We start from the raw sequence: 25,622 nt of genomic DNA on the forward strand, positions 1-25,622 counted from the left end.
TCAATTTACCTGGTTAGTGATGGTAAACCGGCTGCTTATTTGAAGCGCTACCTCATCTGTTTCTCTGATGCGCACCTCTTCACCGTTAGCAGACTCAATTTGGGCAAATATCCTTAGCTGTCGGGTCTGGTTCAGTATATCCAGCTGTTCGCGGGTAAATGTTACCGTATTGCTGCCTTCACCGACACCTGCAGATGCACCGGATAGATCAACCGGCGCAGGTTCGAAAAGAATCATACCGGTGCTTTGTGAGGGCAGTGTTGTGAGCACATTCCCGTTTTCATCAAGGAATTCGAGTTCAAGCTCGAAACCCAGTGGAATACCGTTCGAATACCGGATATCCAGTGTACCCGTCTCAATAACCGCATCATCATCAGGGCCGGGCAGATTGCTGAGATCCTGTGAGGTAGTGTCTGAAAATGTGGCGTTTTCAGCACGAAGAGAAAGGGGAACACTCAACCTGAGGTCCGGCTGGAACTGGACCGGATTACGGATAACACCTTCTTCCTGCTCTCTGTTAAGGTCTGATACGCCAATGAATCGGATAGACACCGGCAACTGGTTGAAAAAGTCAATGATTCCTGAATTGCTGTTGTCAATCCGAAACGTTTCTTCCTGTGCCGGATCACCGTCAGGGTTGAGGTCGATTCGAATCAGGTTCTCAAGGGGGATTTCGCTCCCTCCGTTCAGGAGCAGATTCGCCGGTTCCGCATCGGTTACGCTGTTCGCCCCGGTTCCGTCAAGGTAAAATCGGTTGCCATCGGCATCTTCACCCTGAAATGCGCCCGTAATGGATACCGGCAGGCCGATGTTACTGGTATAGATCAGATCCAGGGAGGCATCTGAAAATTCAATGCCGCTCAGTTTTTCCGAAATGTCACGAATGCCGTCAATATCGATAACTTCCGGTTCCGTCTCGTTCTGCAGGTCCAGGCTATCTCCGTTATCCGGATCATTATCATTTAAAAGGGCTCGCTGAATCGCAGGGACGCCAAATGCCTCTGAAATGATAAGATTTTCAATGCGGATATCTGCGTCAACCCTGTCGGTTTCGTTCAGTGTTCGAACAGAATTTGTCCCCTCAAGGGTGTTTTCTGTTTCTGCCAGCAGGTTGTATTCAAGCGTGTTGTTTTCTGCAAAAATACGGTATCCAGAAAGGTCGGTTGTTCTGCTTACAGGCACCGTATTATTGGCAGGAATGGCATCAGCGCCATCCAGAAGGATTACCAGGCTGTCAGCATCTGAAAATGCGGGTCCCTGCCGGATGCCCGGAAAACTGATCTGCAGCGTGGATATCTCAAGATCGATTGAGTTAATAATATTGTCGATCAACAGCATCCCGCTTTCAATCTCCGCATAGTGTGCGGGTGTGGTGAATAAAAACTCCTGGGTGTCGGGCTGAACGGTTCCGCCGAAGGTAAAGCTCTGTGAGGGGACACGGGCACTCACCTGTGAAGCTCTCAGGCTGCTGCCTGAAACATCTCTTACAATGAGGCTTCCCGGATCATCCTGCATGGTTTGAGCAGACCATGAGATCTCAACATCGGCATTCAGGGCTGTCAGAAATACCTCCGGATCCACACCCGGATTATCCACAAGTACAAGCTCTTCTGTTTGCTCTGAATTGTGTGTAAGGTTCAGAAATTCAACAGAGCCTGCGGGTACGGTGTCACTATAAAGTGTCAGGGTAAGTGTGTCAATGTTTAATCCCAAACTGTTCTGAATGGTTATGCGAACAGCTCCCTGCCTTATGCTTGCTGAAACAAAATAATCAGTATCAAAGCTGATATTAATGGGAAAAGGGCTTTGTCCCCCGGGTACCGGATCTCCCTGGGAGGGTGCAGCAGGCAATCCTGTAAGGTCGCTGAAATTGGCCTCCCCAACCGAACCGTTCTGATTCTGTGATGAAAAGTCAGTAATGTCGATTTCACCTACTTCGGCTGACAGGGATACGGCATCGACGGCCAGTACAGGAACAAGGTCTTCCAGCTCTGGAAAAGTAAAGGTCTCATCTTTGATCAGGGTAATAAATGCATCGCCATCCGTCGAAAACAAGTCCTGATAATTCCCGGATGTGGTATCAATCAGTGAACCCTCCCCGCCAAGGAACTGAAAACGGGTCTCGGCAATCAATGGTGCATCTACACGCGTAGACAGGGAAAAGTCTGGTTCTCCGGGTGTTTCACACTGAATGAAAAAAAGCGCGGATAAAAATAATATCAGGCCATTGCGGCGTAAACTGTTCATGTAGATTTGTACTGATTGTAGACGATAACAATTCCTGAACCTTTTATCGGCAGGAAATCTGCAGATGTTAATACCTATTGGGAAAGGATGTACTTCTACTGAAAATGTTTCATCTCTTTCTTAAAGTCTTCGTCAGATAGCAGTCCCTGCTGCCACAGACCGGTCAAATAGTCCCTCTTGTCAAGCGTACCCGGATTTTGTGATGCTGCTTTCTCTTTTTTCTCCGGTTTCTCTTCAATCCGTCTGCGTTCCGCTTCAGCTGCACGGCGTATGAGTTCTGCAAGCTGCCCGGGTTCCTCCTGCCCGATAAGTGTTGCGGTCCTCGCTTTTGTTTTAATGACCACATTGCCCGTTCCGGTGATTTTTTCATTCAGTCCCCTGAAAACCCCGGTCTCCACAATACTTGCCAGGTCAATGTTTTCCGTAACGGAAGAGTCTTTAAGTGTTATTCTGTGGTCGGTAATGATGTAGGAAATGGATTGATGGGTCGTATAGAACCGATACAGCAGGTAGATGCCGATACCAAAAACCGGTATCAGCAGTACAGCCAGCAAGTACCACCATAAAAGGGATTTATGAGAAGGTTTTAGTATGATCTTCTTTTCATTAGTACTCATAGGTAGTAATGGCTGTTTAGGTTGGATTGTATCGGGGAAACTTCGTGAAATGAATTTCCAATTTCCATTAGCTCCGGAATCTGCCGGCAGGAGACGATTTTGGCTTTGAATTCACACATGATTCACAAAATTCTCGTTCCTTTTTCCTATCTTTGAGGCTAACCAAAATTACCTGATAAACCGTTTCATACCCCTTGAAAGCCTGGAAATACATTGTCGCTGGTTGGATGACCCTGGTGATTGTTCTCGGTTTTTCGATTGAGATCCCTCAAATCGATATTCTGGAGCAGACGGCCCGGAACCTGTTTCTGCATGTGCCTATGTGGTTTACAATGATGGTGGCTTTCGCCATGGCTTTTTACTACAGCGTCAGGTATCTGAATGACGAACACATGAAATGGGACAGGAAGGCGGAAACGGCAACGGCTGTCGGCCTTGTATTTGGAATATGCGGCCTGCTCACGGGTTCACTCTGGGCACGTTTTACCTGGGGTACATGGTGGACGTTTGCAGAACCCCGGATGAATTTGTCTGCACTTGCCATGCTCATTTTTGTAGCCTATTTCATTTTAAGATCCGCTTTTACCGATGAGGAAAAAAAAGCAAAGATCTCTGCAGTTTATAATATTTTCGGAGTCACCACGATTCCGTTTCTGCTTTACATTATACCGCGGCAGCTTCCAAGCCTGCATCCTGGAGCTGAGGGAAATCCCGCGTTCAGTGAGATCACCGCACCTGAATTACGGCTGATTTTTTATCCTGCCGTAATCGGCTTTATTGGAATTGCCGTTTGGCTCATGGACATTGTGAATCGCTACAAGCAGGTCAAGGAATTATCGGAATCAGGGCTATGAAAAATATGTTTGCACAAGAAGAATCGCCGGTACGCGTTGATACTCTCACGGAAAGCTATTCCGGCCGCTGGGAAGGCACGGAGGGTGTCGAAGAATCTTCGGCATTTATCCAGTTTATGGCTTCCGACGATCTGATCTGGGTCGTGCTCGGGGTAAGTCTGATTATCTGGTTTGTGCTGCTCTTCTTTATGATAAGAGTAGACAAAAAGGTGTCAAAACTTGAGAAAACGGTTACACAATCACAACATGACGAACCTGCCGGTTCGGAAAAAGAAATTGAAGGTAAAGAATCATGAAACCTAAATTGATCTTAGGTATTCTGGCCATCGTGCTGTTTACGTCACTGCTTATGTATAATTTTGGAAACAGCATAAGTACCTATGTGAATTTTGAACAGGCTGAAAACAGAGCCACATCTCACGTGGTGGGAACATGGGACGACAGCCGTGATTATGGTTTTTCAAGAGACACCATGCAGTTCTCGTTCTACATGAAAGACGAAGACGGCAATGTACGCCGCGTAGTCTACCCGAGGCCAAAGCCGAATAATTTTGAACAGGCCACCCAGCTTGTGGTTGTGGGCGAGATGAGAAACAGCGTGTTCCACGCCAATGAAATGCTGATGAAGTGTCCCTCGAAATACAATGACGGCAGTGAACTATTGAACGCGCAGGAGAGCTGACAAAAAATGATTGCAACTGCAGGCCATCTGCTGCTCAGTGGCGCATTTCTGACATCTTTGATTGTGATGGGGCTCTACGCAGCCTCGGCTCTGAAGGATAATCTGTCCGTAGAAAGGATTGCCAACCGAATGTGGTACCTGAAGGGCGTACTGCTTCTGCTATCCTCCGCAGCGTTGGTTTATATTATCATGACCCATCAGTTTCAGTACTACTATGTCTGGAACTATACAAGTCTTGACCTGGAGACCAAATATCTATTCTCGGCATTTTATGGTGGGCAGGAGGGAAGCTTCATGCTTTGGATACTGATTTCATGCCTGGTGGGTGTGGGGCTGATTAAATGGACCCGCAAGCCCTACAAAGCTCCCGTAATGTTTGTTATGGCGCTTACACAGTTCTTTCTGCTTTCGATGATTGTTGGATGGGATCTTTCTTTCGCCAAAATAGGGGCTTCACCCTTCCGTACTATTGCCCAGGAGATGCCGAATGCCCCGTTTATTCAGGCCAATCCCGATTTTGTACCTGTTGACGGTACAGGACTCAATGATCTGCTGAAAAGCCCATGGATGATGATTCATCCGCCCATTATCTTTGTGGGATTCTCCATGATGACGGTGCCATTCGCTTTCGCAATTGCCTCGCTCTGGACGAAGACGTACCACGAATGGATCCGCCCGGCACTTCCCTGGACGCTGGCGGCAAACCTGTCACTGCTTACCGCAATCTTTCTGGGCGGATACTGGGCCTATGAAACACTCTCTTTCGGTGGTTACTGGGCGTGGGATCCTGTTGAAAATGCATCTCTGGTCCCCTGGCTCATAGGTACGGCCGGGATTCATGCCATGATTGTACAGAGAAAAAGCTCCCGTGCGCACAAAGCCTCTCTCTTCTTGTCCATTATGGCTTATGTTGCCATCGTATACCAGACCTTTTTAACCCGATCGGGTGTACTCGCCGATCAGTCTGTCCACAGTTTTGTCGATTTAGGTCTCTATGGCCAGCTTCTGATGTATATCCTGGTAATGACTTTTATGGGTTTAGGGTTCTACCTGTACAGATACAGGGATCTTCCAAGCCCGCAGAAGGAGTCCAAATTCCTAAGCAGGGAGTTTATGACGTTTACAGGCTCCATGCTGCTCCTGATCCTGGGGATAATTATCATTGTGGGAACCAGCTCACCTATTATCGGCCGGTTTTTTGTTGAAAATCCCACTCCCCCCGAAATACAGTTCTACAACGACTGGAGCATGCCCATTGCCATTATTATGGCATTTGCCACTGTGGTAGGTCAATATCTTTTCTGGCAAAAACATACATGGGAAAGTCTGGCGGGTGTAATGATCACTCCGCTGCTCCTCACATCCACCGCAACGGTAGTCTCCATTGTGCTCGGTGAGGTGAGTAACATCTACTACATGATCTATATTTTTGCGGGATGGTTTACCGTTATCGGCAATTCAACTATGCTGATAAGTCTGATTCGGAAAAATCCGAAACTGATCGGAGGTACGCTTACCCATATCGGATTTGGCGTACTGCTGCTGGGTATCATTGCGTCATCGGCTTACACGGGGCCTCTGCTTGACCAGAGAACGGCGTCCTATAATGCGCGTGTTGCCGCAGGCGAGGTGTATGATGAGGAGGGCTTTCCGGTTACCCAGCCCAGAGAGATGTTTTCACTGGATCTGAATCGTCCCACTTTGGTAAACAATGAGTATATGGTTACCTACGAAGGGTATGAGCTGTCTGATTCACCCCGCCCGGGTCAGCAGACGTACCGGCTTCGGTTCGAATCTATCGATAACGGACGCGTTTTTTACATGTATCCGGAAGTGTATCCCATGTTAACCACGTCCTCGAGAACCAATATTGAATGGTCGGTCGATCCGCATGTTCAAACCGGGTGGATGAGCGATTATTATCTCTATGTAGCGGGCAGTAAGTATGTGGAGCAAAAAAATGAAGAGCTTGAAGAACAAAACCGCAATCAGGATCCGCTTGTGTCTCTCCAGGAAGAGGCTGATGAGAGACAGACCATCGAAATAGGGCAGGGCGAATCAATTGAAGCGGGACCGTTCAGCTTCACGTTTATGAACTTTACGCCGGCCCTTGAAGAAGAACTGCCCGATAGCACTCAAATAGGCATTCGTTCACTTGTGAGAATTACGCACACTCCAAGCGGAAATGCGTTTGATGTGGAGCCGCTCTTTGCCGTATACACGGAAGATGAGGTAAGCTATACCTACTCACCCCCGCTCGAGATCGAGCGTTGGGGCATGACAGTCAGTTTTACCAGGATCTTTCCGGAGTCGGATACCATCGAACTCACTGTGGATGGTCTGGACATGGAGTTTGAGGAGGACTGGGTTCTTATTGTCGCCGAGGAGAAACCCTTTGTCTCTGTAGTGTGGCTCGGAACCTTTCTGCTGATGGGCGGATTCACCATCTCAATATTCCGCCACTGGGCCCGCGAAAAGAACACCGAAGAGAAAGAGTGAGATAACGAAGGAGAGAAGAACGGGCAATCTGCTTTAACAGTCTGTCAGGGCCAGAAGGCAGTTGTCAAACGTCAGCAATGAGACGGATAAATTGGCAACAGATCGTCTGATTACCAAAACCTCACTAATCACTACTCATTACTCAATACTCATTACTCACTAACCCACTCTGCTTTAACAGTACGTCAGGGCTACAGTATGAAGGTATTTACGTGCTAAGGTGTTGAAGCTCTGCGGAAATAACTCTTCATCGGTTCGATATTCGTCTGTTCGTCGATGGACTGTACCGGAGGGACAACGGATCGGCAGACCCATGCGCAGCTCGGGAAAAAAGCAGTGAGCAAAAAAATCCCGCTTGTCGGGCAACAAGCGGGATTGATCGTATGGTTAAGATCTTCATTCAGCCTGGCGCTGATCCACTTTCTCGCGAAACTTCTCATACAGCTGTTTATGGTTATCCATCATATCGCTTTTGCGGCCCTGGATATAGACCTGCTCAATCTGTGTGGCATACTCAATTGGGTTTCCGTCTGTTATGATGAGCGTAGCGTCCTTGCCAGTTTCCAGCGACCCAATATGATCATCGAGTCCCAGAATTTCAGCGGCTGCGGATGTTACAGCTTCGAGTGCGGCATCCGAAGGCAATCCGTATGCAATTGCGGCACCCGCTTCGTGCGGCAGGCGGTTGGCATTGGGAGCGCTTGCCCCTCCGGCGATGGAAAACCGTACACCCGCTTCATGCAGTTTGGCGGGGAGGCTGTATGCCGCATCATACGCCTGCCAGCTTCTGAAAGGTGATGAGAGAACGGATGTGAGAATGACCGGGATATTCCGGCTTTTCAGATGTTCCGATACCAGGTGCGCATCGTTACCCCCCAGAATGATTAATCTTACCTCTTCTTCGGTCGACCATGTAATTGCGTCCTGAATTTGTCGCACTTCACCTGCATTCACAACAACCGGGCGTTCCTGACTGATTACGGGAATCATCGACTCCCACCGCGAATCGAAATCAATTCTGGGTCCGTTGCCATTCACCATGGCCTGTTTTGCCTTGTGATAAGCTTTAGCATCGGCAAAGGTGCTGCGTAGCTGCCGCAGCTGATCTTGGTAGTTGGTACTTCGCGGGTTTGGCCAGTTCACAATCAGCCCTACACCCGGCTTCAGGGTCATCTCTTCCCACGACCACCCTTCAAGCATCATAGCTGCCGACTGCCCTGAAATGAGGCCGCCGCCGGGGCTTGAAACGGCTGTTAGCACACCTGCGCTTCGTGCTACCCCAATGTGGCGGCTCTCCGCATTAAACGCCCTCTCAGCGCGAACATTGGGATTTATTGGGCCTTGTTCGTTGATATCAACAGTCATACTTACAGCACCAATTTCATAAAGTCCCATCTGGCTCCATGAATCTATGAGCCCGGGGTAGATGTGCTTTCCGGTCACGTTCTCACGAACAGCCCCGGAGGGTATCGTGACATCGGTTCCTACCGCTGTAATCTTTCCTTTTTCAAAAAGGATGGTTCCGTTTTCAATTACATCACCCGCCATTGTGTGAATGGTGCCGCCGGTGAGTGCAACCGGCTGCGACTGCACTGGGGCCGGAATCTGAGAAATCGCCGGCTGAACGCTTAGGGTTAGCAGGACGATAAACGCAATAGCTGACATGGTTTTCATAGTCAATGTCTTTTGAATGTTAAAAACTGAATTGAGGATTAGTCGGGTACTGAATCGCGTTTTAGTCATTGTTATCCTCCAGGATTAGTTCTATCAGCTGTGCACGCTCATCTTCAACACGGCGCTGCAGAATTAAATCTTCCTCAAGATCGAAATATTTACGTCCGTCAATCCAGGTCTGCTCCGGTTTTGAGAAGGTGGAAAGTGGATCTCCCGACCAGATTACAAAATCGGCGTCTTTACCGGGCTCGAGGGAGCCTACCTTGTCATCAATTCCAAGTACTTTTGCTGGGCTGAGGGTCACCAGCTCAAGCGCATCGACCGGATCCATTCCCGTACGCACCATTTTCGCTGCTTCCCAGTTCATCCGTGATGCAATCTGACTATTGTCTGAATGGAGGGAAGTGAGTACGCCGGCCTCGGTCAGCAGTCGTGCATTGTAGTTGGTGTTGTCAAACGCCTCAATTTTAAAAGCACCCCAGTCGGACCATACGACCGCAGCTGCACCATGCTCTGCAAGTTCCGGTGCTACCTTATAAGCTTCAACACCGTGATGAAATGCTTTGATTCTGAAATCAAAATCTTCAGCAAGCCTCATAAGCATCAGTATTTCGTCGTGCCGATAACTGTGCGACTGAACCAGGATGTCTCCGTTCAGAATGTCCACAATGGCATCCAGACGCAGGTTTCGCCGGGGCGGAATACCCTCCTGTGTCCGATTCCATTCATTCCACCGGGCTTCATAGTCACGCGCCATCCGGAAACGGTCGGCTATGATCTGCTCGGTGCCCATGCGCGTTTCAGGATAGCGATCGCTGCCTACACGCTTAGGATTTTCCCCAAGCGCGAATTTTACCGTTCGCGGAGCTCCTTCAATCGGCAGGTCGTCTGAAAGGGCGCCCCACCTCATTTTAATGGCAATGTTTTGCCCCCCGATCGGGTTGGCGGAACCGTGCATGGCGTGGGCTGAGGTGAGTCCACCGGCTGCCTGACGATACATCCATATGTTATAGATGTCGAGTACATCCTTCATGCGAACTTCGGGTACGATTGCATTACCGACCTCATTCACTCCGTTTATACCGGAATGGATGTGGGGATCGATAAGTCCCGGTGTTACGTGCCTGCCCTCTGCATCAATAACCAGGGCATTTCTGGGAGCGCGCAGATCGGTACCGATCTCAGCAACTTTACCTTCTGTGATCAGCAGATCGCCGTTCTCCAGAACACCGTCCGGCCCCATGGTCCACAAAGTTGCATTTTGCACAAGGATATTTCGGGGCATATCAGGAAGAGACTCTCTTCCAAATTCCATAGAGGGACGCAGATCCGCAAGCTCAACGCTTCGGTTAAGCTCAGAAGGCTCCCTATCCTCACTTGCTTCAGCATCAGCGGTTCTGCTTGCTGACCATTCAATGCGGTCCTGGCCGGTTACTTCACCCCAGCCAATCATTCCGCCTGCTGAAACAGAAGCGGTAAGCCGAACCCTGCCGTTAAGGCCGGTCGCTGATCCGTCAAAATCGGCACGAAAGCGCCTTTCTACATCCTGCGCTGATACATTCATCAGCTCAATTTCTTCGTTGTTCACCGTGAGGCTTCCTCCCAGGCGTCCCGGTCTCGTTTCCCGTATCACCATCTCACCGCTCAAAGAACCGTTAATGCCCAGTGTAACCTCCCAGGTACCTCTGGGATCCATCTCTTTTTCCGGGTTAATGATAAACTGCCGGCCATCTACCCAGACATCCAGGATGCGCGTACCATCTTCAAATACGTCGCCGTCTGCTATGACCAGGTTCGCAGTCTTGCCGGATTCAATGGTGCCATGTGTACCGTCAATTCCGATTAAAGCAGCGGGATGGGTGGTAAGTGAAGCCAGCGCTGCTTCTTTACTGAAACCCAGTTTAACGGCTTTTCGAAGGTTCGGGTGAAAATCCCCGGCTTTCTCCAGCCCGTCGGTTGTAAGCGAAAAACGAATACCGGCCTCTTCCAGCCGATACGGGTTTTCAGGAGCCAGATACCAGTGACGCAGGTCTTCAAGATCTTCATTGAGAGCATCCTCAGGGGTTTCGATATCGGGTGTTTCAGGGTAGGCCAGTGGAAGAACAATCGGTACATTTGCATCCTGAAGAACATCTGTAAGCTTGTATTCGTGGCCATTTCCTTTTATCCAGGGGGTGATATCGAATTCATCCGTGAACCGCAACGCACGCAGAATCTCTTCATCATTATTTGTCTCAAAAAGTACGGGCTGAGAACCGTCAATCGTATTGCTTAGAGAGGCGAGCGATGTGTTCCACTCCGGCCGCGATAGTCCGGAAGGATTGTTTTCATAAATGCGGTGTGCCCTGTTATGCCAGTCTGCATCATAGAATGTTTGTCTGATGAGTGCAATGGCGCCTGTTGGTGATGTTGGATATGAGTATCCCAGTTCCGAACTTCTTCTCAGGCTTACGGCATGCGCCACACCCGGCCTTACCACACGCTCAGCGATCGATTTGGTGCCCAGGCTTATGGCGCTCGCCTGCCCGCGGAAAATACCAAGGGGTGGAACAATAAGTGCAGTAGTAAAACCTTCTGCGCGGAGTTCTTCGCTTCCGTCGTCTTCCGGATCATACTCCTCTTCAGCCCGCAGATTTGAACGTACCTGCGGATTCCATGAACGTGAACCCCGGTCGAGCTCTTCGCGGGGTGACTTCATGCCTACATTTGTGTATGCGTCTATGAAGCCCGGGTAGATGGTTTTACCCTCCATGTCCCAGATTCGTGCATCGGCAGGTACGCTTACATTCCGGCCGGCCGATTCAATAACGCCATCGCGAATCACAAGCGTACCGTTCTGTATTACTCTGCCGGGAGAAGTTACAATTGTAGCATTGGTGAAAGCATGAACAGCCGGCGTGTTGTCTTTTATGCCATCAACTGGTGATGTTTGCGACAGCGCCTGAACAGTGAACGAGAGGCTGAATGTTATAAAAAGAAAAGCGAATACGGGTAGGTGTAAGGATGGGTAGAAATTGCTCAAAAAGCGGAGTGTGGCTTTCTTCATAAAAAGAGTCAGGATGTGTTTAGGTTGCGGTACTGTTTTAACGGAATGACTATCTCAATCACGGCTCAGTCTGATATGAGATGTGAGTGGAGAGGTTTACCCCGGGTCTGAATCATCTTTGAAGGGGATCAATCAGGCCCCCGTCAACAAATTCAGAACGTCAACTGTTGAAAATAGTTTGTAGACAGCAGAATGGAAGCAAAAAGTTGTAAATCGCCAAAAACTTTTTTTAGCGTCAATCTTCCCAGTTGCTTGTCATGAACACCTGGTGGCATCATTATCTTTTGGGCAGGGTCTCCTCCAGAAAACGAAATGTTGTTGCCGGAAATGGTTTTTGTGCAAAAAGAAAACCTTCGCCAAACTCAAAGCCGGCGAGGTGGCCAAAGTGGCTGGCCCGTGCACGCAATGCCCTGAAGAAACCCGGATCCGAAATATAGGTCTCGGGTTCATTACCGGGATCCTTTACATCGAATTGAGTTGAAAAAGCGCGAATAGCAGCCTCTTTTTTGTCGATGGTGGAGGAGATGTCAAATACAAAGTCGGGTGAGAAGGGTTGATCCTGCATGTAGTGAAGTACGTGCGCAGGGCGATGCGGTTTCTGGGTATTTCGGGAAGAATCCCTGGTTTCAATTTTGATAAGACCGCTATAGAAAATGGCATCTTTTATAAGTGAAGCGGCATCCCCGTGGTCAGGGTGCCGGTCGGCCGGAGCAGGTATCAGACAGATGTGGGGGCGGTATGTTCTCACGGCCCGGATAATCGGCAGCTGAAGCTCGCGTGTATTGCGCAGTTCGGTATCCGGCAATCCAAGATTTACCCTTTCTGTGAGCCCCAGGATTTTTGCAGCTGCTTCGGCTTCCCGAAGCCGTATCTCGGGTGTACCGCGCGATCCCATCTCGCCCCGGGTCAGGTCGGCTACTACCACCGATTTTCCCTGCTCTGCAAGGGCAGCAAGTGTTCCCGAACAGCTAAGCTCCGTGTCGTCAGGATGAGCTCCAAATGCGAGAATATCTGTTTTCATCAGTTCTAAAGCTTTTTATTTATATGAGTTATGTGCTATCATTCGTTAGAGACAGAATCAGGAAATGTATCACAGAATGGGTGGAGTCGGATATAAAATATAGTGAAACGTTTTGAAACGTTTTTCGTACCGAATAAATTGAACAAATAACGAAACATGAATTCTAGAACAATCACCACCCCACCAAAAACCCGGTTATGAACCGACTATGGATAAGTTTTATTGAAGGATCCCGGATTGCCCTCTCCGCGTTATGGGCAAATAAGGTGAGAGCCATTCTCACAACAACCTGTATCGTGATCGGAATTGTATCGGTAACAGCTATGAATACGATTACCGACGGTGTTGACCGGTCGTTTGAAGAGAGCATGGATATGCTGGGGAGAAATGTCGTTTTTGTAGAAAAATGGCCCTGGGGTTTTGGCGGAGAGTATAAATGGTGGGAGTACCGCAACCGCCGGGAAATGGAACTCTCCTATGTTGAGAAATTGAGACAGCTGGTGCCGAATTCAACATTTGTATCGGCTTCTGCCAGCAGGGGATCATCAGCAAGGTACAGAGATCGTTCGGTTGATTCAGCATCGCTCGTAGGAGGTACATCCAGTTATTTCCACACTGCGGGGCTGAATATTGCGGAGGGCCGTGCATTTAATGAAACCGACGAACAACGCGCCGCAAGGGTTGTTGTTCTGGGAGGGAGCATCAGTGATGCCCTGTTCCCAAACGAGGACCCTCTTGGCAAACAGATTCGCATTCAGGGGCAGAGGTTCACGGTAATTGGTGTTCTTGAACGCAGAGGGAATTTTATGGGTGTGGAGGATAATGACAACCGAATGATCGTACCCATCTCAGCCTATGGAACCATTTACGATCTGCGATGGGGTATCCAGCTCGCGGTACAGTTCGAGGATGAAGAGATGATCTCGGAAGGTGAATATGAAGTGATCGGAGCCATGCGGCAGATTCGCGGACTCGACCCGATGGATGACAATGATTTCGCCATCAACCAGTCTGCACTTTTTGAACAGGAATTTCAGTCCATGAAAATGGTCATATACGGAATCGGTATTTTTCTCACCGGCCTTGCACTGTTTGTAGGAGGTATCGGGGTGATGAATATTATGTTTGTTTCAGTAAAAGAGCGAACCAAGGAGATTGGAATTCGTAAAGCCGTAGGTGCAAAATCATGGGAGATACTCCTGCAGTTTTTGATGGAGTCTATTGTAATCTGTCTTGTGGGAGGAGTGATCGGTGTCTTGCTATCGATTGGTGTCACCCAGTTATTGAACCAGATATTTATTGCTTACATGGACTGGACTACCGTACTGAACGCAATTCTGATCTGTACCATGGTGGGAATCCTGTTTGGCTATCTGCCCTCAAGCAAAGCAGCAAAATCTGACCCGATTGAATCACTGAGGTACGAATAAATGAATATTACAGAAGTAATACGACAATCTTTCGATTCCATTACATCCAATAAGCTGCGTTCTTCATTAACGCTTCTTGCGATTACCGTCGGTGTATTTGCCATTATCAGCGCAAATACGGCGGTACTGGTTCTGGATACCTATTTTAAGGATACGCTCAGCCTGATGGGTGGAGACGTTATTACGGTATCGAAATACCCGGCCATTCAAATGGGGCCCATGGACTGGGATGTGTACCGAAACAGGGAAGATATTACCATTGAGCAGATGGAGCGGCTTGACGAGCTGAGCCGGCAGGCGGAGGGAATAGGCCCGAACAGGAACTACAGAACAACCAGGGTTACATATAAAGACAAAGAGACAGAACCCAATATCGGTATACGCGGCGGAAACGAGAATTATCTGGAAAATAACGCCTATACCATCGAGCGAGGCCGGAATTTTCTTGCTGAGGATATCGATTATGCACGGTCGGTTGCGATTATCGGTGCTGATGTGGAATCCGCTCTATTTGAAATGGAAGATGCACTGGGCAAGGAAATTCGGATAGAAGGGCGGCCCTACACGATTATCGGAATAACGGAAGCCAAAGGTAATGTATTCGGCAATACCCTTGATCGCTATGTGCTCATTCCGTACTCCAATCTGGCAGGCATTTACGGTAAAAATCAAAATATAGGTATTCAGCTCAGGGCAGGGTCGGTCGAAAACATTGAAAACGTAATTGATGAAGTTACCGGCATACTCAGAGCCATCCGAAAAGTGGATCCGGCTGCAGTTAATGATTTTGAAATATCTACAAACGAATCACTGAGCAATTCGCTTGAAAGCTTCACAGGTATTCTCTACACCATCGGATTCGTTGTTGGCGGTGTGGTGTTGCTCGGTGCAGGTATCGGCGTCATGAATATAATGCTGGTTTCTGTAAGTGAACGCACCAGGGAGATAGGAGTCAGAAAAGCCGTTGGCGCTACAAAAAATGCCATCATTTCCCAGTTTTTAATGGAGTCTATAGCGCTCTGCCAGATTGGGGGCATTATCGGTATACTGCTCGGGGCGGGCCTGGGTAATGCCGCGGCACTCTGGCTCGAATCAGGAGCCGTTATTCCCTGGGGCTCTGCATTAGGAGGAGTGGTTGGAATGATGCTGGTAGGAGTGGTTTTCGGAGTATACCCGGCATACAAAGCGGCTCAGCTCGATCCCATCGAAAGTCTGAGATACGAATAAACTGCCGGAACCGCGGCAAGTGCTGCTATATACTGCAAGTCAGTCGGCATATCGTTTCAAATTACACGATGTTGAGACATTCACCGGAAAAACAAGGCTCTCGTCTTTTCAGGAGTACTTTTTCAGATCCGGAGATGGAACTGTAGGTTATTTCAGATCCTGAAGCGGATTGCACATTTAGAATCCGGCTTATCCAGCTTTAAAAACCACCCCATTTTCGCTTTGTGTTCAATAAATGAGCCCCGCATGTTCCTAGGTTTCCATATAAGGAACAGAATGAGACTTAATTCGTTTTCATACTGATCTGTATTCTTTCGTACTTACGTTAATTCGGAGGTATACTGCTCTGAAAAGTCTGTGTGATTTCTTACTTTAAGCTTTAGGATTAGTTGTTAGTATCCTATTTTACGGATAAAGGTTGTATGTGAAACCTTTTGCAGCCGATTTTTAATTGTATGTAAAAAAGATAGACCACTATGGATGAAGAAATTATCAATGACCTGAACGATGAGCTCGAGGGTGCAATCGAGGAGGGGCAATCCATGCTCCGAAATGAGGAATTGCAGGAAAGACTGGAAGAGCTTAAAACCGAGACTGAACTGCTGATCCGCAAACACCCGATTAAGAGCGTTCTGGCGGGAGCTGTAACAGGATATCTGCTGGCCCGCCTTCTAAAGTAGAACCCGATCCGGATTCGTCATGGAAAATGACAACAATAGCCAACATAATGAGGCACAAAACCTGACTGCCGGGGTGAAGCTCTACATTGAAAAACGTGTGGAGCTTTTCACGCTTACGGTAGCAGAGCAGGTTTCCCTGATTGCTGCGCAATCTATTCAGAAAATAATCGGACTGCTTCTTCTGGCAGGAGCTCTCTTTTTTCTCTGGTTCGCGCTTGGTTTCCTTGTGGGAGACTGGATCGATAATACCGGACTCGGTTTTTTGATCATGTCTGTGCCGCTGTTTGTTGCCGCTTTTATATTTGCGAAGAATAAATCCGAAAAGCTAACCGGCTCCATTCAGTCGGATATGATTCAAAAGACACTGGAAAATGTAAACAGTGAATTTGGCCGTCAGCTAACGGAAAATAAACGCTCAGAGGGAAGGCCTGAAGAAAAAAAATAATATATCAATGCAAGATGTCCGCGAAAGAAAGCAGAAGCTCGAGCAGGAAATTGAACTGCTGGAGGTGGATTTTCAGCGCCGTTTATCAAGCCTGAAAGGCGGTATGGACGAACTGAAGGAACCTACTCGGTACATTAAAGAAAGCCCGGTAAAAAGTGTTGCCATCGCAGCCGGAATCGGATTTGCAGTTGGATTGCTTAAGAAAAAGAGAAAACGTTCATACCCGGGAACGGAGCAAGGCACAAGCGAAAAAGAGAGCAGGCGATCACCAGGCATCACATCGTTCATCGTTGAGGAGCTTCAGCATCTGGCAGCCCAAAAAGCCATGATGTATCTCTCGGAAATAATAGACAGGCAACTTTCAGGCCTGAAAAAACGGCCCGAATCAGATCAGTAATCATCTTTTACAATCCCCGGCAAACGTTAAATGTTAAAATACGTTTTAATTTGTATCACGGGAATATTTTTTCTGAAACTCTGATTAACCTTTTTCGTGTAACCCCCTAAACAACAAACCTATTTCATAATGCACATGCGAATTATCCTACTGACTGCCTCTCTGCTTTTTTTTCCAACACTTTTATTCAGCCAGGTACAAACCATAACCATTGAAGATGCGATCGATATCGCGCTGGAAAATAACTATCAGCTTAAACAGGCTGAGAATAACCTGACCTTGTCGAGGGTTCAGGAACGCAGCGCCATTGCAGACTTTTTCCCAAATCTAAGCGCCAGTGCAAGCCGCGGGCGAAATATTGGACGCCAGTTTGACAACACAACGGGTGAGTTCGGTGATTTTACAATCAACAGCTTTGGTGCAGGTTTGAGCTCAGGTCTGACCATCTTTAATGGGTTCAGTAATATCAACTCACTGCGTGCCGCGCAGCATGAAACCCTGTCCCGCGAAGAGCAGCTGCAGCGGGTTCGTGAAAACATCATTTTTAATACCGCAAGCCGTTACCTGCAGTACCTGCTCAGTCAGCAGCTGCTTGAAATTGCAGAGGAAACCCTGCAAACATCCGAGCAGCAGCTTGAACAGGTGAGGGCACAGGTGGAAGTAGGAGCACGCCCCACGGTTGACCTGCTGAACCAGGAAAGCATCGTTGCCGGCAATGAGCTTCAGGTGGTAAATCGCCGCAACGACCTTAATTTCAGTCGTCTGCAGCTCGTACGTACCCTTCAAATTGATCCGCTTGGTGACTATGAATTTATTACTCCGGAAATTGACCAGTCTTCAGCCGTGGTCAGAGATTATGATTTGCAGCAGATGGTTGAGACTGCCCTGGAGAGTCGTTCCGACCTGAAAAGCGAATTGCAGGGAATAGAAGCAGCTCTTTACAACCTGAAATCGACCAGAGCGAATTACTATCCAACACTTACGCTGAGCGGCAGCTTCAGAACCAGCTACAACGACCGTAACCCTTCATCCTACAGGGACCAGTTAACCGACCAGAATATCAACCGGAACATCGGTTTAAGCCTCAATATTCCAATTTTTAATCGACTGAACACCAGAACGGCCGTACAGGCACAGGAGATTCAGTATAAGAATGCACAACTCTCGCTGGAAAATACCAGGCTGAACGTGATACAGGAAGTGAACCAGGCTTACAACGATTACGTAGCCATTGTTCAGGAGCTTGAATCATCCGAGAAAGCCTTTGTAGCTGCAGAGCGTGCCTTTGAAACCGAGCAGCAGCGATACGAGGTGGGAGCCTCAACGCTGATTGAGTTGAGCCAGGCCAATAATGCATTCGTGGAAGCGCAGTCCAACAGAATTCAGACACTTTATAACTTCTTCTTTCAGGAAAAGCTTCTGGATTACTACATCGGACGGCTAGATACAAATATCCAATTTTAACTGAAACGGATTTCGAAACATCCGATAAAAAATTAATCAAGAAATAGACGAAACGATGGCTAAAGGAAAAGGGGCAACCAAGAGACTGCTGAAAATACTTGGCATTATGATACTGGTTCTTGCTGTAGTGGGTATTGCGGGCAAATCCCTGGGGTGGTTTGATGGCGGACCGGGGGAAGTACCCGTAGAAACGGAAACAGCTGAGCTGAGAACCATCACGCAGATAGTATCCGCTTCAGGAAGAATTCAGCCGGAAATTGAAGTGATTATTCGCCCGGATGTATCGGGCGAAATCATTGAACTGAGCGTAAAAGAAGGTGATTTTGTAAGGGAGGGGGATCTTCTGGTACGAATTAAACCTGATATTTACCAGGCCAGAATTGACGAACTCAATGCCTCCCTTCTTACCCAGAGGGCAAGGATGGAACAGGCACGGTCTGCCATGCTGCAGTCAGAAGTTGAGTTTATGAAGAATAAGGAGCTGTACGATCAGGGATTGATTTCCGAGCTCGATTATCTGCGTTCTCAGAACGACTACGAGGCACAGAAATCCAATTTCAAGGCTGCTGAGTTTCAGATACAGAGTGCTGAGGCACAACTCAGGCGGGCTGAGGAGGAGCTTCAGCAAACAGTGATACGGTCGCCGCAGGACGGCACGATTACACGACTTGCCGTAGAACAGGGCGAACGCGTGCTGGGTCAGGCCCAGACTGCGGGAACCGAGATGATGCGGATCTCCAGAATGGAGCAAATGGAAGTGGAAGTGGACGTGAATGAGAATGACATTGTGAACGTCACGCTCAATGATTCCACACAAATAGAGGTAGATGCCTACCCAAACCGAATGTTTGAAGGTCTTGTTACGGAAATTGCAAACTCGGCTGAAGTAACCGGAGCGGGTTCAGCAAATCAGGTAACCAACTATAAAGTGAAAATCCGGATAACCACACCGCATAATCTGGACCAGGCTCCCGAAGATATGATGGTGATGAATGTGTCTGAAACACCCGGCCTGAATTTTGTACCCAATTTTAAACCCGGCATGTCTGCAACCGTTGACATCCAGACCAATACCGTTTACGACGTGGTATCGATCCCGATACAGGCTGTAACCGTACGGGATTTTGCTGCAGATAGTGTTGAAACCGATGCCGCAGATGGCAGTGAGGCTGATACCGATGAACAGGAAGGTATAGGATCAAGGGAAGACTTCAGACGGGTGGTCTTTGTTAATGAAGAGGGCACGGCCCGCAGAAAAGAAGTTGAAACCGGAATCAGTGATAATTCGTACATACAGGTCATGAGTGGTCTTTCAGCCGGCGATGAAGTTGTAACCGGCAGCTACAGAGTGCTCTCCAGAGACTTGAATGATGGCGACAAAATCGTCGCAACGAACAACAACAGGAATTAACATATCCCTCGAGGAGTACAAGTAAATGTCCAAAAAGATAATAGAGATCCAAGACCTTAAACGACACTACCAGATGGGGCAGGCAACTGTTAAAGCTTTGAACGGCGTTACATTCAACGTTGAGGAGAATGAGTACATAGCCATCATGGGCCCGTCCGGTTCAGGGAAATCCACCCTCATGAATATGATCGGGTGCCTGGATACGCCCACGTCCGGTGAGTACATCCTCAACGGCAATCGTGTAAGCGAACTCGATGACTCTGAACTGGCACGTGTACGTAACAGGGAAATAGGTTTTGTATTTCAGACATTTAATCTCCTTCCAAGAACCGATTGTCTAAATAACGTGGAGCTTCCGCTGATCTACTCCGGAATGAAAGGCTCCGAAAGAAAAAAAAGAGCTACTACAACACTTGAGAAAGTAGGACTTGGCGATCGGCTAGATCACAAGCCGAATGAACTCTCGGGTGGTCAGCGCCAGCGTGTTGCCATCGCGCGCGCATTGGTGAACGACCCATCCATACTGCTGGCCGATGAGCCTACCGGTAACCTGGATACAAAAACCGGCGATGAGATCATGGTTCTTTTTGAAGAGCTGCACAGAGCAGGCAATACCATCATTCTGGTTACTCACGAAAATGATATTGCCAACTACGCACGGAGAATTATCAGGCTCAGGGACGGTGTCATTGAGTCGGATGAAAAAGTTGAAAGTCCGGTGCTTGCCAGCGCATCCGTTTCTCTTCAGGAAGCGTAATACCTTGAGTCCGGGACACGGAATTGAACCCAAGTTTCCCTTTTGATGGGGAGGGAGCTGTTCTGCAGTGATCTACCTAAGGCTGAGCGTTGATTCAAGTCAGATTTTATAATTTTGGCTTCAATTGCACTATTGATCATTCCACTCCGCCTGCAGGCGATACTCCCCCAAGGGGAGTCTCCATTGCACGCCGAAAGCCGACGATGGGACACTCTTCAACGAATACCTGTGCCGGGCACACGTTAAGGCATGATTCGCGTACAATATATTTCTGTCTCACGTGAGAAACCAACCCGGCAAAAAGGTTGTTAATCCGGTATGAATAACAGACAGAATGAATATGATGCAGTCATTGTAGGCGCCGGTATGGGCGGCATGACAGCTGCTTCCCTGCTTTCGAGAGACGGTTACAGAGTGCTTGTGCTTGAAGCATCGCATGTGCCGGGTGGCTGCAGTTCATCATATTATCGAAAAGGATTTGTGTTTGAATCAGGAGCAACAACCCTGATAGGATTTGACGATCATCAGCCATTAAAAAAGCTGGAAGATGAACTGGGTATTACGATTAAAAAGGAAGCGATCGATCCCTCGATGCAGGTTCATCTGAATGGGCGGGTAATAACCCGGTGGCGCGACAGGGAAATGTGGGTAAAAGAAGCGATCAACCATTTTGGTGAGGCAGCAGAACAGAGAAGTTTCTGGAAGAAAGCCTTTTATGTTTCTGATGTGGTATGGAAAGTGTCCGGGAAAAATCATTTTTTCCCTCCGCTTAAGAAAAGGGACTGGTTCAGTCTTTTTAAAAATGACCCCAGGGATGCGCTGGTTCTGCCCTATGCAGCATCTTCAGTTCGCGAAACAGCCGTTCAGTCGGGGATCTCAAACCACCAATTTTACAGATTTCTGGATGAACAGCTGCTGATTTCCGCCCAGTCGAGAAGTGATGATACTCCTTTTTTATTCGGTGCTCCGGCTCTTACGTATACCAACTATACAAACTACTATGTGCCCGGCGGACTACTCAACATGGTGCAGCAGCTGCAGGAGTACATAGAGCAGCGGGGTGGGGCGCTGAATGTGAAGGAAAAAGTGACGGGAATATCCCGGAACAGGGAAGATACTTACACGATACATACGTCCAAAAACAAGCAGTATCGTACCGGATTGGTAATCTCAAATATTCCGGTCTGGAATATGGAAGAAGTAACATCAGGAAGCATTCGTGACTATTTTAAACAGGAAGCGGGGAAGTATACCCGCGCATGGGGTGCTTTCACCATGGGAGTGGTAGCCGAAGACGTATTTGAGGAAAATATGTCGCTGCATCATCAGCTGCATTTGTCGCAGGAGGATGCAATCGAAGGCATCGATTCCGGATCACTGTTTGTATCAATATCCCGAAAAGGAGATACGGACCGTTCTGAGGAAGGAAAGAGGGTTCTTAACATCTCCGCACATGCCGGAACGGATTTCTGGTTCGGCCTGAACGGGAATTACGACAGGCTGAAGCAGAAAACAGAGGAGAGCATACTCGGTTTGATGAGGGAAAAACTTCCCGGTTTTACTAATGCAAAAATTCATATGGCATTTTCAGCCACGCCGGTAAGCTGGAGCAATTGGGTATACCGGAAAAAAGGCAGGGTGGGCGGAATTCCACAAAGCATGTCGCGCTCGCTGCTTGACTGGACACCCAATGAGACGCCATTCGGGGGGCTCTATCTTTGCGGAGACACGGTTTACCCCGGGCAGGGAATTCCAGGCGTAACTTTAAGCGGTTTTAACGTATATTACAGGGTTAAAAGGAAACACAACAACAGAGCAAGAAATCATTGAATTATAACGATTCCAACTATTCCCCAAATACACAATTCTCCATTTTTCCCCCGGCTGTAAAGCATCTGATCATCATTAATGCGCTTGCTTTTCTGGCACTGATGAATCCGCTGTTTCAGGGATACCTGATGGAGTACGGTGCACTATGGCCAATTGGATCCGGGCTGTTTGCACCGTGGCAGCTGGTTACCTATATGTTTTTACACGGAGGGTTCGGGCATATTTTTTTCAATCTGTTTGCGCTCTGGATTTTTGGGCAGGGAATTGAAAATTATTGGGGCACCAAGAGGTTTGCTACCTACTATTTTCTGACAGGGATTGGAGCAGCCCTGCTTCATATGTGGATTGCGGGCAGCGGTGCTCCCACCATCGGGGCATCCGGTGCGGTTTACGGGATACTGCTTGCCTTCGGTATGATGTTTCCTGACAGGTATATTATGCTTCTGATACCGCCGATTCCAATCAAAGCAAAATATTTTGTTGCCATTTTCGGAGCCATTGAGCTCTTTTCAGGCCTTATGAGACCGGATAGCGGGGTTGCTCATTTCGCCCACCTTGGAGGAATGGTGGTCGGGTTTGCATTGATCAAAATCTGGGGGCTGAAAGGCGAGAGTCAGAGCCAGAATTATTACTAAGTTCAGTAATCAGAGTAGAAGAAAAAGAGAATATGTATCAAAATGATTCATTTGGAGGTGCGATTAAACGCGGCTTTTTAGGAATGCCGGTGATCATACGCACCATTATTGCGGTGAATGTAGTTGTGTTTGCATTCCAGGCGCTTCTGGGCGGTATTCAGATTGGTGGTACCTCGTTAAATAATCTGATAGTGACCTACCTGGGTTTTAACCCCAATCTGTTTACAGCCATCACACAGCCGTGGCGCTTTTTTACGTACATGTTTCTTCACGGCAGTGGCTTTCACCTGTTGTTTAACATGCTCTGGCTCTGGTGGATGGGTCGCGCGGTAGAGGAGGGACTGGGACCGAGAACTTTTTCTGTGCTCTACTTTGGAGCCGGCATCGGCGGGGCGTTTTTTCATATTGCGCTCTCATTTCTGTACGGCACAAGTATTGTAATCGGTGCTTCTGGTGCCGTATTCGGAATTATGGTTGCCTTTGCATACATGTACCCCAGAGTGCCCATAATGCTCCTGTTCCTTCCGCCAATTGAGGCGCGGTTTGTCGTGGCCGCACTGATTGCGCTTGACGTACTTTTTCTCGGTGCGGGAGATAACGTTGCCAGGCTGGTACACCTCGGAGGTGCAGGCATCGGTTACCTGCTCGTAAGATCGCATTATCGTGGCACGGACCTGTCTAAATTTGTACGGCCCATTGAACGCATCTGGAATCCACAGATGTCATCAGGAAAGGGAAAAAAGAGAAAAGCCCGAAACAGTAAGATGTACTCAGTGAGCGATGTTGAAATTGTTGAGGAGTCGAATGAATCGGAGCTGGACGCCATTCTTGAAAAGATATCCAGGGAAGGGTACGATGGCCTTACAGCGGAGGAGAAGAAGAAGTTATTTGAGCTGAGCAAGAAGAATTGAGGAGACTGAGGGCAGGATGCTGGATAGGAGTTAGTGGTTCGTACTTCTCAAAATTTCAAGCACCACATTCCAAGTTCCAAAGTTTTAAAACCAATTTCCAAACATCGGATCCAGAGAGTCTGAATGGCGAATGATAAAAAAGAATATGATTTGGAAGAAAGAACCTACCTTTTTGCAAGGGAATGCAGGTTCCTGGTAAGCCGTTTACCAAAAACTATTGAGAATGTTGAGGACAGCAGGCAACTTGTGAAGGCATCGGGTTCGGTGAGTGCAAATTACATTGAGGCAAATGAGGCCCTTAGCAAGAAGGATTTTGTATATCGCATAAAAATCTGCAGAAAGGAATCAAAAGAATCAAAACTTTGGTTAAGACTATTAAAAGACATGAATAAGAATGAAATGCAACGATTCAAACCGTTGTTGCAAGAAGCTGACGAACTAAGGAAAATTTTTTCTACGATTCTGAAGAACTCCAATCATATAGGTTAGAAGAGTTTGGAATTTGGTGCTTGTAATTTGGAATTTCCGATAAACTATTTCAACATAAATAAAATATGTCTCCAATAAACCGTAAAAACTCTAAAACCGTCTATGTCGGAGATGTTCCCATAGGAGGAGATCATCCTATTGTGGTGCAGTCGATGACCAATACGGATACAGCCGATATTGATGAAACGGTTGACCAGATTGATCACCTTCACCAGTGCGGGTCGGAGCTTGTCCGAATCACCGTAAACAATGATGCGGCGGCCAAAGCAGTGCCCTACATCAAGGAAAAACTGATAAACCGGGGCGTTACCGTACCGATTATCGGGGATTTCCACTACAACGGACACGTATTGCTGCCCAAATACCCGGAAATGGCAAGTTCTCTCTCCAAATTCAGGATCAATCCGGGCAATACGGGCACAAAAACCCGTGATAAAAATTTCTGCACCATTGTGGAACAGGCGATCAAACACGACAAGCCGGTCCGAATTGGTGTAAACTGGGGATCCCTTGATCAGCAGCTTCTTGCACAATACATGGATGAAAACAATGCAAGAAAAGAACCCAAATCATCCAAAGAAGTTATGCTCGATACCATGGTGGAGAGTGCCCGGCGCTCGAGTGCACTTGCGGAAGATGTGGGCTTGCCGTCTGACAAGATTATTGTGAGCTGCAAAATGTCGGGTGTTCAGGACCTTATCGCGGTCTATCGCAGAATATCCGCAATTCTGGATTACCCGCTGCATCTTGGTCTGACCGAGGCCGGCATGGGCATGAAGGGAACTGTAGCCAGTGCCGCTGCTCTTTCCATTCTGCTGCAGGAGGGCATCGGCGATACCATTCGTGTTTCGCTTACCCCGATGCCGGGAGCCGACCGGGCGGAAGAAGTGCGTATTTGCCAGCAGATTCTGCAGTCGCTGGGTATTCGCAGTTTTATTCCACAGGTAACCGCGTGTCCGGGGTGCGGACGCACCAAGAGCACCTACTTTCAGGAGCTGGCCGATGAGATTCAAAACTACATCGTGGAGATGATGCCCATCTGGAGGGATATCTATCCCGGCGTGGAAGAGATGGATGTGGCCGTAATGGGTTGCGTGGTGAATGGCCCCGGAGAGTCGAGGCATGCCAATATCGGGATTTCATTGCCCGGTACCTTCGAGGAGCCTAAAGCCCCTGTGTATGTGGACGGTGAACACTACACGACGCTCAAAGGAGAGGGGATCGGAGCAGAATTCCGGAAAATACTGGAGGACTACATCGTCCGGAATTACGGCAGCTGAACAGGCATCGCTGCTACGCCGGCGGT

Annotated in this window: 22 protein-coding genes; 17 read left to right on the forward strand and 5 right to left on the reverse strand. The window is 48.2% G+C overall.

Translation table 11 applies throughout. The features are described from left to right. Positions 1 to 2,247 carry a hypothetical protein gene (locus DDZ15_RS09100; RefSeq protein ID WP_109646774.1) on the reverse strand — a complete coding sequence of 749 codons (2,247 nt, stop codon included), beginning with the start codon at positions 2,245 to 2,247 and terminating at the stop codon, positions 1 to 3. Positions 2,248 to 2,342: 95 nt separating this feature from the next. Further along, positions 2,343 to 2,864: a hypothetical protein gene (locus DDZ15_RS09105; RefSeq protein ID WP_109646775.1), complete on the reverse strand. Its 522-nt coding sequence runs from the start codon at positions 2,862 to 2,864 to the stop codon at positions 2,343 to 2,345. A 194-nt stretch (positions 2,865 to 3,058) separates the two neighbouring features. Here DDZ15_RS09105 and ccsA (DDZ15_RS09110) point away from each other — a divergent pair, with 194 nt between their 5' ends. Genes ccsA (DDZ15_RS09110) through ccsA (DDZ15_RS09125) form a run of 4 tightly spaced genes read left to right on the forward strand, consistent with a single transcriptional unit; the run spans position 3,059 to position 6,899 of the window. Then, positions 3,059 to 3,718, forward strand: coding sequence for a cytochrome c biogenesis protein CcsA (ccsA, locus tag DDZ15_RS09110; RefSeq protein ID WP_242978965.1), 660 nt, complete (start codon positions 3,059 to 3,061; stop codon positions 3,716 to 3,718). Positions 3,719 to 3,723: 5 nt separating this feature from the next. Beyond that, complete coding sequence (locus tag DDZ15_RS09115) at positions 3,724 to 4,014, forward strand: CcmD family protein (RefSeq protein ID WP_109646863.1); 291 nt, start codon at positions 3,724 to 3,726, stop codon at positions 4,012 to 4,014. After that, the gene (locus DDZ15_RS09120) at positions 4,011 to 4,400 is read left to right on the forward strand and encodes a cytochrome c maturation protein CcmE domain-containing protein (RefSeq protein ID WP_109646777.1); all 390 of its coding nucleotides are present in this window, start codon (positions 4,011 to 4,013) and stop codon (positions 4,398 to 4,400) included. The genes DDZ15_RS09115 and DDZ15_RS09120 overlap by 4 nt, the downstream gene beginning before the upstream one ends. 6 nt (positions 4,401 to 4,406) lie before the next feature. Beyond that, the gene (ccsA, locus tag DDZ15_RS09125; protein ID WP_109646778.1) at positions 4,407 to 6,899 is read left to right on the forward strand and encodes a cytochrome c biogenesis protein CcsA; all 2,493 of its coding nucleotides are present in this window, start codon (positions 4,407 to 4,409) and stop codon (positions 6,897 to 6,899) included. Between the two features lie 396 nt (positions 6,900 to 7,295). Here the strand turns inward: ccsA (DDZ15_RS09125) and DDZ15_RS09130 are convergent, their stop codons facing one another. From DDZ15_RS09130 to bshB1, 3 genes are all read right to left on the reverse strand, one after another. Further along, positions 7,296 to 8,573: an amidohydrolase family protein gene (locus DDZ15_RS09130; RefSeq protein ID WP_158278660.1), complete on the reverse strand. Its 1,278-nt coding sequence runs from the start codon at positions 8,571 to 8,573 to the stop codon at positions 7,296 to 7,298. 61 nt (positions 8,574 to 8,634) lie between these two features. Beyond that, a complete protein-coding gene (locus DDZ15_RS09135; RefSeq protein ID WP_109646780.1) occupies positions 8,635 to 11,619 on the reverse strand; it encodes an amidohydrolase family protein in 2,985 nt (994 codons plus the stop codon). Between the two features lie 277 nt (positions 11,620 to 11,896). Beyond that, positions 11,897 to 12,640, reverse strand: a complete 744-nt coding sequence (gene bshB1 / locus DDZ15_RS09140; protein ID WP_109646781.1) for a bacillithiol biosynthesis deacetylase BshB1 — start codon at positions 12,638 to 12,640, stop codon at positions 11,897 to 11,899. A gap of 197 nt (positions 12,641 to 12,837) precedes the next feature. On the opposite strand from bshB1, the gene DDZ15_RS09145 reads away from it, so the two are divergent. From DDZ15_RS09145 to ispG, 13 genes are all read left to right on the forward strand, one after another. Continuing rightward, complete coding sequence (locus tag DDZ15_RS09145) at positions 12,838 to 14,070, forward strand: ABC transporter permease (RefSeq protein WP_109646782.1); 1,233 nt, start codon at positions 12,838 to 12,840, stop codon at positions 14,068 to 14,070. Further along, entirely contained in the window at positions 14,071 to 15,297 is a 1,227-nt protein-coding gene (locus tag DDZ15_RS09150) for an ABC transporter permease (RefSeq protein ID WP_109646783.1), read from the forward strand. A 476-nt stretch (positions 15,298 to 15,773) separates the two neighbouring features. Further along, the gene (locus tag DDZ15_RS09155; protein ID WP_109646784.1) at positions 15,774 to 15,977 is read left to right on the forward strand and encodes a hypothetical protein; all 204 of its coding nucleotides are present in this window, start codon (positions 15,774 to 15,776) and stop codon (positions 15,975 to 15,977) included. Between the two features lie 19 nt (positions 15,978 to 15,996). Further along, positions 15,997 to 16,422 carry a phage holin family protein gene (locus tag DDZ15_RS09160; protein WP_109646785.1) on the forward strand — a complete coding sequence of 142 codons (426 nt, stop codon included), beginning with the start codon at positions 15,997 to 15,999 and terminating at the stop codon, positions 16,420 to 16,422. 7 nt (positions 16,423 to 16,429) lie between these two features. Further along, positions 16,430 to 16,819 carry a DUF883 C-terminal domain-containing protein gene (locus DDZ15_RS09165; protein WP_109646786.1) on the forward strand — a complete coding sequence of 130 codons (390 nt, stop codon included), beginning with the start codon at positions 16,430 to 16,432 and terminating at the stop codon, positions 16,817 to 16,819. 135 nt (positions 16,820 to 16,954) lie between these two features. After that, positions 16,955 to 18,283, forward strand: a complete 1,329-nt coding sequence (locus DDZ15_RS09170; RefSeq protein ID WP_158278661.1) for a TolC family protein — start codon at positions 16,955 to 16,957, stop codon at positions 18,281 to 18,283. A gap of 55 nt (positions 18,284 to 18,338) precedes the next feature. Continuing rightward, on the forward strand, positions 18,339 to 19,694 hold the full coding sequence (locus DDZ15_RS09175) for an efflux RND transporter periplasmic adaptor subunit (protein ID WP_109646788.1): 1,356 nt from the start codon (positions 18,339 to 18,341) through the stop codon (positions 19,692 to 19,694). Positions 19,695 to 19,719: 25 nt separating this feature from the next. After that, positions 19,720 to 20,451 (forward strand): ABC transporter ATP-binding protein, encoded by a 732-nt coding sequence (locus tag DDZ15_RS09180; protein ID WP_109646789.1) that lies wholly within the window; start codon positions 19,720 to 19,722, stop codon positions 20,449 to 20,451. A gap of 318 nt (positions 20,452 to 20,769) precedes the next feature. After that, positions 20,770 to 22,281, forward strand: a complete 1,512-nt coding sequence (locus tag DDZ15_RS09185; protein ID WP_109646790.1) for a phytoene desaturase family protein — start codon at positions 20,770 to 20,772, stop codon at positions 22,279 to 22,281. Continuing rightward, on the forward strand, positions 22,278 to 22,916 hold the full coding sequence (locus DDZ15_RS09190; protein WP_109646791.1) for a rhomboid family intramembrane serine protease: 639 nt from the start codon (positions 22,278 to 22,280) through the stop codon (positions 22,914 to 22,916). Before DDZ15_RS09185 ends, DDZ15_RS09190 begins: the two co-directional genes overlap by 4 nt. Before the next feature lie 32 nt (positions 22,917 to 22,948). After that, positions 22,949 to 23,827, forward strand: a complete 879-nt coding sequence (locus DDZ15_RS09195; protein WP_109646792.1) for a rhomboid family intramembrane serine protease — start codon at positions 22,949 to 22,951, stop codon at positions 23,825 to 23,827. A gap of 123 nt (positions 23,828 to 23,950) precedes the next feature. After that, complete coding sequence (locus DDZ15_RS09200) at positions 23,951 to 24,316, forward strand: four helix bundle protein (RefSeq protein ID WP_109646793.1); 366 nt, start codon at positions 23,951 to 23,953, stop codon at positions 24,314 to 24,316. 65 nt (positions 24,317 to 24,381) lie between these two features. Continuing rightward, entirely contained in the window at positions 24,382 to 25,596 is a 1,215-nt protein-coding gene (ispG, locus tag DDZ15_RS09205; protein WP_109646794.1) for a flavodoxin-dependent (E)-4-hydroxy-3-methylbut-2-enyl-diphosphate synthase, read from the forward strand. Positions 25,597 to 25,622: the final 26 nt, after the last annotated feature.

The sequence above is a fragment of the Rhodohalobacter mucosus genome, from assembly GCF_003150675.1.
Taxonomy (GTDB): Bacteria; Bacteroidota; Rhodothermia; order Balneolales; family Balneolaceae; genus Rhodohalobacter; species Rhodohalobacter mucosus.